The organism is Microbacterium enclense, assembly GCF_001456955.1.
In the GTDB taxonomy this organism is placed as follows: domain Bacteria; phylum Actinomycetota; class Actinomycetes; order Actinomycetales; family Microbacteriaceae; genus Microbacterium; species Microbacterium enclense.
The window spans coordinates 343651-356661 of sequence record NZ_KQ758467.1; the positions used below are offsets into that span (position 1 = coordinate 343651).

General features: G+C 71.9%; 11 protein-coding genes. 6 read left to right on the forward strand and 5 right to left on the reverse strand.

Translation table 11 applies throughout. The features are described from left to right. Window positions 1–92: 92 nt before the first annotated feature. On the reverse strand, window positions 93–1160 hold the full coding sequence (locus tag AS029_RS01575; RefSeq protein ID WP_058230849.1) for a threonine aldolase family protein: 1068 nt from the start codon (window positions 1158–1160) through the stop codon (window positions 93–95). 100 nt (window positions 1161–1260) lie between these two features. Between AS029_RS01575 and AS029_RS01580 the strand changes: the two genes are divergently transcribed. Together AS029_RS01580 and AS029_RS01585 are read left to right on the forward strand one after the other, a co-directional pair. Beyond that, window positions 1261–4455 (forward strand): DEAD/DEAH box helicase, encoded by a 3195-nt coding sequence (locus tag AS029_RS01580; RefSeq protein ID WP_058230850.1) that lies wholly within the window; start codon window positions 1261–1263, stop codon window positions 4453–4455. Between the two features lie 301 nt (window positions 4456–4756). Further along, window positions 4757–6292, forward strand: a complete 1536-nt coding sequence (locus AS029_RS01585) for an MFS transporter (protein WP_082642129.1) — start codon at window positions 4757–4759, stop codon at window positions 6290–6292. 52 nt (window positions 6293–6344) lie between these two features. On the opposite strand, the gene AS029_RS01590 is transcribed toward AS029_RS01585, so the two are convergent. Both AS029_RS01590 and AS029_RS01595 read right to left on the reverse strand, forming a co-directional pair. Beyond that, window positions 6345–7031 (reverse strand): SDR family NAD(P)-dependent oxidoreductase, encoded by a 687-nt coding sequence (locus AS029_RS01590; RefSeq protein WP_058230851.1) that lies wholly within the window; start codon window positions 7029–7031, stop codon window positions 6345–6347. Between the two features lie 11 nt (window positions 7032–7042). Then, window positions 7043–8452, reverse strand: coding sequence for a DUF6421 family protein (locus AS029_RS01595; RefSeq protein WP_139167984.1), 1410 nt, complete (start codon window positions 8450–8452; stop codon window positions 7043–7045). 108 nt (window positions 8453–8560) lie between these two features. Here AS029_RS01595 and AS029_RS01600 point away from each other — a divergent pair, with 108 nt between their 5' ends. From AS029_RS01600 to AS029_RS01610, 3 genes are all read left to right on the forward strand, one after another. Then, complete coding sequence (locus tag AS029_RS01600; RefSeq protein ID WP_058230852.1) at window positions 8561–9052, forward strand: Lrp/AsnC family transcriptional regulator; 492 nt, start codon at window positions 8561–8563, stop codon at window positions 9050–9052. 65 nt (window positions 9053–9117) lie between these two features. Continuing rightward, window positions 9118–10281, forward strand: a complete 1164-nt coding sequence (locus AS029_RS01605; RefSeq protein WP_058231179.1) for a sensor histidine kinase — start codon at window positions 9118–9120, stop codon at window positions 10279–10281. Between the two features lie 97 nt (window positions 10282–10378). Continuing rightward, complete coding sequence (locus tag AS029_RS01610; protein ID WP_058230853.1) at window positions 10379–11029, forward strand: response regulator; 651 nt, start codon at window positions 10379–10381, stop codon at window positions 11027–11029. Here AS029_RS01610 and AS029_RS01615 read toward each other — a convergent pair. Together AS029_RS01615 and AS029_RS01620 are read right to left on the reverse strand one after the other, a co-directional pair. Continuing rightward, window positions 11008–11556: a GNAT family N-acetyltransferase gene (locus AS029_RS01615; RefSeq protein WP_058230854.1), complete on the reverse strand. Its 549-nt coding sequence runs from the start codon at window positions 11554–11556 to the stop codon at window positions 11008–11010. The genes AS029_RS01610 and AS029_RS01615 overlap by 22 nt on opposite strands. Next, a complete protein-coding gene (locus AS029_RS01620) occupies window positions 11553–12068 on the reverse strand; it encodes a hypothetical protein (RefSeq protein ID WP_058230855.1) in 516 nt (171 codons plus the stop codon). The genes AS029_RS01615 and AS029_RS01620 overlap by 4 nt, the downstream gene beginning before the upstream one ends. Window positions 12069–12310: 242 nt before the next feature. Here AS029_RS01620 and AS029_RS01625 point away from each other — a divergent pair, with 242 nt between their 5' ends. After that, window positions 12311–12940 (forward strand): 2-phosphosulfolactate phosphatase, encoded by a 630-nt coding sequence (locus tag AS029_RS01625; protein ID WP_058230856.1) that lies wholly within the window; start codon window positions 12311–12313, stop codon window positions 12938–12940. Window positions 12941–13011: the final 71 nt, after the last annotated feature.

Sequence of the window (13011 nt, forward strand, 5' to 3'; positions counted from 1 at the left end):
GTCCGGTCGCCGGGTACGGGATCGGGGACCGAGGGCCGGTGCGTGCGGGCGACCGGGTGGTCGGCGCCCGTCCGGGGCGCGGCCCAGACTCCTCAGGCCGTCGTCTCGCGCGCGATCGCCGCGACGAAGGCGTCGATGTCGGCCTCGGTCGTGTCGAACGAGCACATCCACCGCACCTCGCGGCGCAGCTCGTCCCAGTCGTAGAACCGGAAGCTGTGGCGCAGGCGATCGGCGACCCCGGCCGGCAGGGTCGCGAACACGCCGTTGGCCTGCGTCGGCTGGGTGAACTCCACGCCCCGGATCGAGCCGTCGGCGAGCCCCGCCTCCACACCGGCGCGCAGGCGCTGCGCCATCGCGTTCGAGTGCCGGGCGTTGCGCAGCCACAGGTCGTCCTCGAGCAGGGCGACGAGCTGCGCCGAGACGAAGCGCATCTTGCTCGAGAGCTGCATGTCGAGCTTGCGGAGGTAGGTGAGTCCGGTGGATGCCGCAGGGTCGAGCACGACGATGGCCTCGCCGATCATGGCGCCGTTCTTCGTCCCTCCGAAGCTCAGCACGTCGACGCCCGCATCGCGGGTGAAGGCCCGCAGCGGCACGTCGAGCGCCGCCGCGGCGTTGGCGATGCGGGCACCGTCCATGTGCAGGCGCATGCCGTGGCCGTGCGCGTGCGCCGCGAGCTCGCGGATCTCGTCGACCGTGTAGAGGGTGCCGAGCTCGGTCGACTGCGTGATCGAGACGACGAGCGGCTGCGCGCGGTGCTCGTCACCCCAGCCCCACGCCTCGCGGTCGACGAGCTCGGGGGTGAGCTTGCCGTCGTCGGTGGGCACGGTGAGCAGCTTGATGCCGCCGACCCGCTCGGGGGCACCCCCCTCGTCGACGTTGATGTGCGCGGTGGAGGCCGAGATCACGGCGCCCCAGCGGGGGAGCATCGACTGCAGTCCCACCACGTTGGCGCCCGTGCCGTTGAAGACCGGGTAGACCTCGACGCCGTCGCCGAGCAGGCCCGTGAAGAGCTCCTGCAGGCGGGCGGTGTAGACGTCTTCGCCGTACGCGACCTGGTGACCCTCGTTGGCCGCGGCGATCGCGGCGAGGACGTCGGGGTGGATGCCGGAATAGTTGTCGGAGGCGAAGCCGCGCACCGATGTGTCGTGGAGGGAAGTCACCTGTCCAGCGTAACTTTTCCCGGCTCCTCCCCAACGGGACTCTTTCCCCGGTTCCGCCCGGGCGGGGCGCGGTGTCGGGGGTCCCCGCGACAATGGAGGGATGCGGTTGGATCCCGAAGCCCTCAGCATCGCCGGCGAGATGTTCTCCGCCTCGGCGATGATGCGAGCCGACCGTCTGCTCGTCTACGGCTCGGTCGAGGTCGGCGACGCACGGTCGATCAGCGGGGTCATCGTGGTCTCGGCGCAGTCGTTCGGGGCCGCGGGGTACGAGCACCTCGAGCTGCGGGTGCCCGCGGACTTCTCGCGGCTGTCGGGGTGGTGCTCGTGCGGGCGCGGTCCCGAGTGCGAGCACTCGTGCGCGGCCGCACTCGTGCTGTTCGACCGCATGATCTCGGCGGGTCGTCCGCCCCGCCCCGAGTGGCAGCGCTCGCTCGATGAGTTGTTCTCCGCGGCGCCCGTCGTCGACGACGAACCGCCCTTCGAACTCTGCCTCTTCCTCGCGATCCGCCGTGGCGGAGGCTACGGCCGCAGCACCGCTCTCACCCTCACCGCGCGACCCGGGGTGCGCGGCACCCGCGGCACGTGGATCAAGGGCCGGGCCGGGTGGTCGGCTCTGGCGACCCTGCCCGCCGATCCGCGGGCTCGAGCCGCACTCGACAGCCTCGGGCGACTGGGGCGCTCCGGCTCCGGCGCATACATGTCCGACGAATGGATGCCGCTCTCCGCGGTTCCCCCGCACTCGCTGTGGCTGCAGCTGGAGGCCGTGATCGCCGCCGGGGTCCCGCTCGTGTCGGGAGCCGGGGCCCACCACCCCGTGCGTATCGCCGACACGCCCGCGACCGTCGCGGTCGCGCTCGACCGTCGCGGTTCGAGCCTGCACGTGCGCGGTGTCGTTCAGGGCGTCGACGAGGAGACGGCCGCCCTTCCGTCGTGGGTGGTGGGCGACCCGGCGGTCGCGGTGGCCTTCGTGGCCGACCGCGACGGTGACGACGAACGCCTGACGCTCGCCCGGTTGTCGACGCCCGCCGTGGGGCCCGTGCGCGGGCTGCTCGCCCGATCAGGGGCGCTCACGGTCGACGAGGGCGGTTCCGACACCTTCCTCCGCGAGTACCTGCCGCGGCTGCAGCTCGACGCACCGGTGGTGTCGCCGCGAGGCACGGTGGAGGTGCCGACCGCACCGCGTCCGGTGCTGGAGGTGCGCGTCGAGCACGGCGACGGAGCGACGACCGTGGCGACGCGCTGGGACCGCTCGCCCACGCACGGTCGACGCCATGACGACCATGAGCGAGAGGTCTGGGCCGCCGTCGCTGCGATCGCCGACGAGCTGCGGATCGACATCCCGGGGCCGTTCTCGACGGGCAGGGCGCCGGCTCGCGCGTTGGCTCCCGCGGCGGCCGCGCTGTTCGTGGTCGAGGCGCTGCCGCGTCTGCAGTCTCTCGACCACGTGCGGGTCGAGCGCATCGGCGACGATCCCGCCTACCGGGCATCGCCCGAGGCGCCCGTCGTGCACCTGAGCACCGGTGACGACGACGGCAGCGACTGGTTCGACCTCCATGCGCGGGTGAGCGTGGGCGAGGTCGAGGTCGACTTCACCGCGCTCTACACCGCCCTGGCGCTCGGCGACCGGGTGCTCTTCCTCGGCGAGGGCGAGTACGTCCGGCTCGACACCCCCGAGTTCGACCGTCTGCGCGCGGTGATCGACGAGGCCCGGACCCTCGCCGACCGACCCGTCGACGAGCTCAAGCTCAACCGCTACAACGTGGGCCTGTGGGACGACCTGTCCGAGCTCGGCATGCTCGCCGCGCACGAGGCCGAATGGTGGCTGCGCGTCCGCGGCCTGACCGACGAGGCCGCCCTGACCCCGGTCGACCCGCCGGCGTGCCTGCGGGCGACGCTCCGCGACTACCAGCGCACCGGTCTCGACTGGCTGCACTTCCTGCGCACGCAGGGACTCGGCGGCATCCTCGCCGACGACATGGGACTCGGCAAGACCGTCCAGGCCATCGCGATGATGGAGGCCGCGCGCGCCGACGAACCCACGATGGCCCCGTTCCTCATCGTCGCGCCCACCAGCGTCGTGGGCAACTGGGCCCGCGAGTGCGCCCAGTTCGCCCCCGAGCTCGACGTGCGCGTGATCACGGCGACGCGGGCGCGACGCGCGACGAGCATCGCCGACGCGGCAGCGGGAGCGCACGTCGTGGTCACCAGCTACGCGCTCTTCCGGCTCGAGCAGGAGCAGTACGCCGAGATCTCGTGGTCGGGACTGGTGCTCGACGAGGCGCAGCAGATCAAGAACCCGTCGTCGAGGGGGTACCGCGCCGCCCGTGCGCTGGCCGTGCCGTTCACTCTCGTCATCACCGGCACCCCCATGGAGAACAACCTCCTCGAACTCTGGGCTCTCGTCTCGCTGGTGGCGCCGGGCCTGCTCGGCACCCGCGAGTCGTTCACCGAGCTGTACCGCACGCCCATCGAGAAGCGCTCCGACGGTGAGCGCCTCGATCTGCTCCGTCGGCGCATCCGCCCGTTCCTGCTGCGGCGCACCAAAGAGCTCGTGGCCTCCGAGCTGCCGCCCAAGCAGGAGACCGTCCTCGAGGTGACCCTGCATCCGGCGCACCGCAAGCTGTACGACCGGCGCTTCCACCGGGAGCGCCAGCGCCTGCTGGGGCTGCTCGACGCCGACGCCGACGGCAACCGCTTCGCGATCTTCCGCTCGCTGACGATGCTGCGGCAGCTGGCGCTCGACCCTGCGCTCGTCGATGAGGGCGAGGCGCCGTCAGCGAAGCTGGACGCTCTCGAAGAACTGCTCGTCGAAGCCGCCGCCGAGGGGCACCGCGTGCTCGTCCTCAGCCAGTTCACGCGCTTCCTGCGTGCGGCGCGACAGCGATGCACCGACGCGGGGGTCGCGTCAGGATATCTCGATGGCGCGACCACCGACCGGCAGACCGAGATCGATCGGTTCCGCGACGGCGACGACCCCGCCTTCTTCGTCTCGCTCAAGGCCGGCGGAGTGGGCCTCAATCTCGTCGAGGCCGACTACGTGGTGCTGCTCGACCCCTGGTGGAACCCCGCCGTCGAAGATCAGGCGATCGACCGGGCGCACCGCATCGGGCAGACGCGTCCCGTCATCGTCTACCGGCTGGTGTCGGCCGACACGGTCGAGCAGAAGGTCGTCGCCCTGCGCGAGGCGAAGGCCGACCTGTTCGCCCGTGTCCTCGACGGCGGTGACGGCAGCGGTGAGACGTTCGCGGGCGGGCCGCGGTTGACCGCCGACGACATCCGCAGCCTGCTCGACTGAGGCATTCTGTTGAGACATCTCGTAGGGCGGGACGCTGCCCGACCGAGGCGTCCGGGCCGAGGGCTTCCGCCCGGCGGGACACCGCTCGCCTGCGGCCTCCTGGCCGAGAGGTTCGCACAGCGGGACGCTGCCCGACTGAGGCGTCCGGGCCGAGGGCTTCCGCCCGGCGGGACACCGTTCGACCATGGCGGATTGATCGTCCGGAGCGACCGGTAGGAGAACGCGTCCCGCCCGGGGCCTCCGGCGCTCGCCGCAGCACAGGCTCTGGCCGATGTCGGAGGTCGGGTCTAGCGTGATGGCCATGTCCGACGCCCAGCCCTCGCCCACCCCCGCCGGGTCGATCGTCGCGCCAGTCGGCGGCAACCGCACCTTCCTCGCGGTGCTGATCAACACCGCCGCGGCCAACGTGACCACCAGCTTCCTGTGGTTCGCGCTGACCTTCTGGGTCTATCTCGAGACGCGCTCGGTGCTCGCGACGGGCATCGTCGGGGGCGCCTACATGCTGCTGCTCGCCCTCTTCGCGATGGTGTTCGGCTCCATCGTCGATCGGCACCGCAAGCACCGCGTGATGGTGTTCTCCGGCCTCGTCACCCTCACCGCGTTCCTCGTGGCGGGCGCGCTGTGGCTGGCTTTTCCCGAGGCCGCCCTGCTCGATCTGGGCGGGCCGTGGTTCTGGCTGTTCTCGGGCGTCATCCTCGCGGGCGCCGTCATCGAGAACATGCGCAACATCGCCCTGTCGACCACCGTCACGCTGCTCGTGCCGGTCGAGCGCCACGCGAACGCGAACGGTCTCGTCGGCACCGTGCAGGGCTTGGCCTTCGTCGTCACCAGCGTGTTCAGCGGACTGTCAGTGGGCTTCCTCGGCATGGGGTGGACCCTCGCGATCGCGATCGTGCTGACCCTCGTCGCCCTCGTCCACCTGCTGACGATCCGCTTCGCCGAAGAACGTCCGGCGGCCGGTGCCGAACGCAGCCCGATGGTCGACCTCGGGGGAGCCGTCCGCGCTGTCCGCGCGGCTCCCGGGCTCTTCGCGCTCATCGTCTTCTCGACCTTCAACAACCTCATCGGCGGCGTCTACATGGCGCTCATGGATCCCTATGGGCTCGAGCTCTTCAGCGTGCAGGTGTGGGGTCTGGTCCTGGGGGTCACCGCGACGGGCTTCATCATCGGTGGTGGGCTGGTGGCGAAGTTCGGCCTCGGCAAGAACCCCATCCGCACGATGCTGTGGATCGTCATGGGAATGGGGGTACTCGGCGCGGTCTTCGTGATCCGCGATTGGTGGTGGCTCTACGCCGCGGGCATCTGGGTCTACATGGCGCTCATCCCACCCGTCGAGGCCGCGGAGCAGACCGTCATCCAGAAGGTGGTCCCCTTCGCCACCCAGGGACGCGTGTTCGGTTTCGCCGCCGCGTTCGAGTCCGCCGCGGCGCCGGTGACGTCGTTCCTCATCGCCCCGATCGCCCAGTTCGCGATCATTCCCTACATGGAGGGCTCCGACGGCCGTGCCACGTGGGGCTGGCTGCTCGGCGACGGTGAGTCGCGCGGCATCGCTCTCGTCTTCGTGTTCGCCGGTCTCGTGATGGTGGTTGCGGCCTCGCTCGCCTTCTTGACCCGGTCGTACCGCATTCTGTCGCAGCAGTACCGCACGGCCGAGGTCAACGCCGACGTCGTCCAGGCAGCGGGCGACACCGCCCCGACCGGCGACGCGGCGGAAACGCCCGCTCCGGGCGCGCGCGAGCCCCTCGCCGGTTCCGGGCGCGCCAAAGAGTCGAGCGCGACCGTGCCGGAGCCGGCATCGCGGGGTCTGCACGGCGAACCGCCTCGCGACGAGAGCTGAGACCTACCGACATCGCGCGCACGAGCTGAACACCGGCGAAGCTCGAGCGGCGTCAGCCCGGCGGCTCGATGTCGATCACGACGTCGTTCCACGCCGTGGCGTCGTCGTCCCAGAGCGCCACGACCGACGCCGCGAGAGCGTCCTCGAGCCCCTCGAGGGACGTGACGCGGAAGATGACGGCCGCGGCCGTCGCGCTCCGCCCCGCGTCGCGCGCGTGCTTCGTGTACCCCTGGGCGACCGCGCGCACCCACGCCTCCGACGCGGCCTTCACCGCCGCATAGTTGGCGCCGCCGGCGAGGGGCCGCTCGACCGCCGTCGATGACACGATCGCGAGTCGCCCGGCATCCGACGCACGCAGGTCGGCGTCGAACGCGCGACTCACGTGCCGCAACGCCGTCAGCGAGCGCAGAAGGAAGGCGAAGTCGTCGTCGCTCTGCCCGGCGAGACCGCCGCCGCCCCGCCACCCCCCGACGAGGTGCAGGATGCCGTCGACCCCGCCGCGAGCGCTGTGGACGCGGTCGCGCAGCGCGTCGACCTCGTCCGCAGCGGTGAGATCGCAGCGCTCGATCGCGAGGTCGGGCATCTCCGCAGCGAGTCGCGCGAGACGTTGGCGGTTGCTTCCCACGACCACGACGTGCGCCCCGGCGGCCGTCAGCGCCCGCGTACTCGCGCGACCCGCCGCGCTCGTTCCGCCGGCGAGCAGCACCGTCCGCCCGCGCACTCCTTCGTCGATGATCATCTCGTCCGCCGTCAGTCGGTCGCGCGGATCCCCTCGGTCGACGCGATCACGGGTCGCATCTTCTTCTCCAGTGCCTCGAAGAACATCGACAGGGGGAACTCGTCGTCGAGCACCGCGTCGGTGTACCCCTTCGGGAGCCCCGCGAGCACGTCATCCGGCAGCCCCCGCGCCCACACCGACGCCGGGTGCGGCGTGACGACCGACCGCACGAGGTCGTAGGCGGCGAGCCAGTGCGCCGTCTTGGGACGGTCGATCGAGCGCCAGTAGAGCTCGTCGATCGCGTCGGCCAACGCCACGACGGCCGCGGGGACCTCGGCCCAGTCGAAGGCGAGCGAGGTGTCGGTCCAATGCAACACGCGACGCTGGTGCAACCACGCGAACAGCAGCTGGCCGCCGAGACCGTCGTAATTGCGCACGCGCGAGCCGGTGATGGCGAAGCGGAAGATGCGGTCGAAGATCACCGCGTACTGCACGAGCTCGGCGTGCTCGAGCATCGCCCGCTCGGCAGCATCCAAGTCCGGTTCCTTAGCCTGTCGAAGAGACAGGCGCGCCTGCAGCGCGACGCTCTCGCGGAACGCGGTGAGGTCGCACCGCAGCTCTTCGAGCGAATAGAGGAAGAACGGCATCCGCTGCTTGATCATGAACGGGTCGAAGGGCAGGTCTCCGCGCATGTGCGTGCGGTCGTGGATCAGATCCCACATGACGAAGGTGCGCTCGGCCAGTTCCTGGTCGTCGAGCAGGCGGGCGGCGGCCTCCGGCAGGTCGAGCTTGGTGATCTCGGCGGCGGCGCGGGTGACGCGGCGGTAGCGGGCGGCCTCGCGGTCCTGGAAGATCGCGCCCCACGTGAAGGCGGGCACTTCGCGCATGGCGACCGTCTCGGGGAAGAGCACCGCCGAGTTGGTGTCGTAACCCGAGGTGAAGTCGATCAGGCGCAGCGAGACGAACAGCCGGTTGGTGTACTCCGTCTCGAGGCGCGCGATGAACTCGGGCCAGATCGCCTCGACGAGGAGTGCCTCGACGTGCCGGTCGCTGGAGCCGTTCTGCGTGTACATGGGGAACACGACGAGGTGGCGGATGCCGTCGACGCGGTGCTCTTGCGGCTGGAACGCCACCAGGGAGTCGAGGAAGTCGGGAACGCCGAGCCCCTCCTCGCGCCAGCGGCGGAAGTCGTCGACCGAGGCGGCGAGGTACGCGGTGTCGTGGGGGAACAGCGGTGCGAGCGCCTCGATGGCGGTGATGACGTCGTCGATGAGCGGTGCGGCGGCGGCGCCGTCGTCGATCGAGCCGTCTTTCGCCTGCAGCGTTTGAAGGGCTGCGGCGGCGCTCTTGAGGCGGCGCCAGGCGGGGGTGCGTTCGACGGCGTCGACGCCGAGACCGGCGATCAGATCGGCGTCGTCACGGGTGGGCGTGGCGATGGTCATGGCATCCTCCGCTCATGTCTGTAAATATTCCTGCGTCAGTGCGATGCTAACGGAAAAACTACGGATGCCGCCAGGGGCGCGGTGGGCGGTCCTGCTACTGTCGAGCCCATGACCGAGGCTCCCGCGCCCCGCGCCCCGCGTCTCGACGACGCCGTCGACGCCGCGATCGTGCGCGAGATCTCGCTCGACGCCCGGGCCACGCTTTCGCACCTGTCGGACCGGGTGGGGCTGTCGGTCTCGGCCGTGCAGTCGCGCCTGCGCCGTCTGGAGTCCCGCGGCATCGTGAAGGGGTACCGCCCGGTGCTCGACGCCGAGGCCCTGGGTCGGCCGCTCGCCGCGCTCGTCGAGATCACCCCGCTCGACCCCGCCCAGCCCGACAACGCCCCCGAGCTCCTCGCCCACCTCAGCGCGATCGAGGCCTGCCACTCGATCGCCGGGGAAGCCGCCTACATGCTGTTCGTCCGCGTGCCCACCCCGCGCGACCTCGAGGCCCTGATCCGCGACATCCGCGCGGCCGCGCAGGTCAACACCCGCACCACGGTGGTGCTGCAGACCTTCTTCGAGGCGCGCCCGATCGAGCCGGCCGATTTCCCCGCCTGAGGGAGCGCCGGGATACATCGCGAGACGGATGCCACGGCCGTGCGGCCCCGCGTAGCGTGAACGCGATGCTCTCCTTCCGCACTCTCGCGCGCTACCAGCTGATCACCGACCTGGTGATCGCCGGGGCGTTCGGGCTCCTCGCGATCGTCATCGAACTGGTCGGCTCCGCCCAGACCACGTCCTTCGCGGGTGCGACGCTGATGGTGATCGCGTACACGGCCGCCCTCGCCGTGCGGCGCCTGCACCCCGGGCTGGCCCTGTGCCTGGCGTGGGTGGGGGCCGCGCTGCAGATGGGCTTCGGCATGACGCCCTCTCCGACGAACCTGGCCATCTTCGCCGTTCTCTACGCCACGGCCGCCTACGGCAGCACGCGCGTGTTCTGGAGCGGCTTCGGCTCGGCCATCGCCGGTGCCGTCATCGTGCCGGTGTACCTGGTGGGCCGCGGCATGTCGGAACCTCCGACCGCGGAGGTCTGGTTCGTCGCGGGAGCCCTGCTGCTGGCGGCCGGCTTCGCGCTCATGCTCTCGTGGGTGACGGGCGCCCTCGTGCGAACCGCGATGCGGGCGGCGGCGAACAGTCGCGCCCAGCGCGCCGCCGAGGCGGAGACCATCGCCGAGCAGCAGCGCGTGCGCATCGCGCGCGACATGCACGACGTGGTCGCCCATTCGCTCGCCGTGGTGATCGCTCAGGCCGACGGGGCGCGGTACGCCGCCGCGAAAGACCCGGCAGCGACCTCCGACGCCCTGGCCACCATCTCGACGACGGCGCGTTCCGCGCTCACCGACGTGCGCCTCCTCCTCACGCAGCTGCGGCACAGCCAAGCCGAAGGACCCCAGCCGACGCTCGCCGACCTCGACGAGCTCTTCGACCGCATGCGCGCGGCCGGCATCGTGCTCGACGTCGTCAGCGATCCGGAGCCGCCGGGTGTACCGCCCGCGTCGATCCAGCTCGCCGTGTACCGCATCATGCAGGAGGCGCTGACGAACGCGCTGCGCCACGGTGTCGACCCGCGCGTTCGGGTGCACCTCGGGTGGTATCCCGATCGCGTCGTGCTCGGGGTGCGCAATGCCCGGTCCACGGCATCCTCCGGGTCGACGCCACCGGCCGGCGGCCACGGTGTCATCGGCATGCGCGAGCGCGCGCAACTCGTCGGCGGCAGTCTCACCGCGGGGCCGGAGTACGGCGAGTTCGTCGTCAAGGCGAGCCTGCCGATCGGGGCACCCGGGTGAAACCCTCGCGTGTCGACCGACCGCCGCACCGGCGCCGCGGCCGCCCTCGGGCACAGTGGATGCCGGATAGCCCCGACCCGAGAGAGGAACCGACGTCATGAGCGCGGTCGTCCGCATCGTCCTCGTCGACGACCAAGCCCTGTTCCGCGCCGGCATCAAGATGGTGCTGGACTCGCAGCCCGACCTCGAGGTCGTGGGCGAGGCGTCCGACGGCCGCGAGGGCATCGACGTCGTTCGCGCGACGCGTCCCGACCTCGTGCTGATGGACGTGCGCATGCCGGTGATGGACGGCCTCGCCGCGACCGCGGAGATCCTGCGCGAACCCGACGCCCCGCGCGTGGTGGTGCTGACCACCTTCGACCTCGACGAAGCGGCGGCCCGCGCCATCCAGGGTGGGGCGAGCGGTTTCCTGCTCAAGGACTCCGAGCCGGAATTCCTCCTGTCGGCTGTGCGGACCGTGCACGCCGGCTCCGCGGTGATCGCCGCTTCGGCCACCCGGGAGCTGTTCGCGCACATCGCCGAGGGTGGCGCGACGGAGCCCGTGCCGGCGGCCTACGCCGACCTCACCGATCGCGAGCGCGAGATCTTCGCGCTGGCCGCGAGCGGGCTGAGCAACGCCGAGATCGCCGAGCGCGAGTTCCTCTCCGAGGCCACGGTCAAGACGCACATCAGCCGCATCCTCACCAAGCTCGCCCTGCGCGATCGTGTGCAGTTGGTCGTGTTCGCCTATCGGCACGGGCTCGTCTGACCGCGGCGCGGTCGGTCCTCCCGCCTCAGCCGCACTTCGTGGAGCGGACCGCCCCACCGGTCGTCTCGACGCGTCACGCCGTCGGGCACGAACCCGTGCTTGCCGTAGAACGCGCGGGCGCGCGGGTTGTCGGCCAACACCCACAGACTGGCCGCGCCTGAGCCCAGGGCGGCGTCCAACAGCGCTGCACCCACCCCGGTGCCGTGATGCGCTGCGATCACATAGAGGGCGTACAGCTCGCTGACCTTTCCGGCGAGGTCGGCATCGCGCGCGGGCCCGGCCGATGAGAACCCGACGATGCGGTTCGCGCGTAAAGCCACCCACGCGTCTCCCAGCCGCTCGGCGTCGGGCGGCGTCTCACCCCGCAGTCGGGCGGCCCACCGCGACGCGGCGAGCTCGACGTCGAGCAGGTCCGACAACGCGTCGGGGACGTGACCCGCGTGCGACTCCCGCCAGCTGATCACGTGCACGTTCGCGATGCACCTGCTGTCGTCGGGCGTCGCGGCACGCACGAGCACGGGGCTCACGGCGCGGCGTCGGCGTCGGCGGGGGATTCGGGGTCGTAGGCCCAGGTCGGTGCGAGTGCGCGAATGCGGCCCGCGCGCCACTGCCATGTCGCCCACAGGGCGGGCCACAGGGCGGGAGCGGCCGCGCCGCCGATGGTCAGGCGCTCCCGCCACAGCGTCCGGGTGGGATCGCCCGGAGCGGCCGAGACGGCCATCTGGTGATCCCACACGTCGAGCACCGACAGCGGGCCGGTGAGCGGCACGCCCCAGTCGCGGAACACGCGGACCCGGCCGTTGTCGTCGGTGGTCTCGCGGTCGGCGACCGAGATGAGTTGGCGACCCACGGGGACGACCCCGGCCACGCTCATCTGCACCGGCACGTCGTCGCCGGAGGCGAACGACGTCGGCATGGTGCCCAGCGCGTCGACCTCGAGAAGGGGGCCGTACAGCTCGGCGACCGCGCGCGGTGAATGCAGGGCACGCCAGGCGGCATCCGGGTCGCAGTCGATGACGAACTTCAGCAGGATGCGCATGGGTCGATCGTGCCCGACCGCGCCCCGCGGCGCGCACACCTTGACGCGGATGCCGTCGGATGGTCGCAACGCGTCGGAGGTGGCCGCGCATGCCGAACGGTCCGACCCCCGCGGCGCCCGGGAGGCCCCTCCGCTCCTCGATGGGTCGCGACGCGAGCGGCTTGTCGATGGTCGGATGCGCGACGCCCGGGACGCCCCGGGGCTGGTCGAAGGGCCCGGTCGAGCGGTTCTAGGCTCGAAGGATGTCGAACACCTCCGCCCACGCGCAGTCCGACTACCAGGTGCGTCTCGAGTGGGGCGATGCGGGCCTCGCGCGCCTCGCGCCGGCGGACGTCGTGGTCGTCGTGCAGACGCTGGGGCTCACGGCGCACGCGTTGAGCGCGTGCGAGCACGGTGCCGACCTCGACCTCACCGAAGACGCCGACGCCGCGGCCCGACTCGCCCGGGCTGCCGAGGCCGCCGGCGCCCATGTGGTCATCGGGGGTCTGCGCAACGCTGCGGCGGTCGCCGCCCACGTGATGGCCGTGCAGCACGAGCGCGGTGCACGCACGAGCATCTCGGTGATCGCGGCGGGTTCCGTCGACGACGCGGATGCCACGGGGGTGCGCTTCGCGGTCGATGACCTGCTCGGCGCGGGTGCCGTCGTCGCCGCTCTGGGCGATCTCGGTATCGATCACGCCTCGCCCGACGCCGCCGTCGCCGGCGAGGGCTTCCGCGCGCTCGGCGGTGCGGTGCGCCACCTGCTCACGGCGAGCGGCAACGGCCGCGCGCTCGCGGCCGATGGCGAGCGGGAGGCGGTCCTCGCGGCGGCCTCGCGCGACGCGGCATCCGTCGTGCCGGTGCTCCACGACGGCGTGGTGAGCGCGGCCTGACCCCCCCCCCCCCCCCCCCCCCCCCCCCCCCCCCCCCCCCCCCCCCCCCCCCCCCCCCCCCCCCCCCCCCC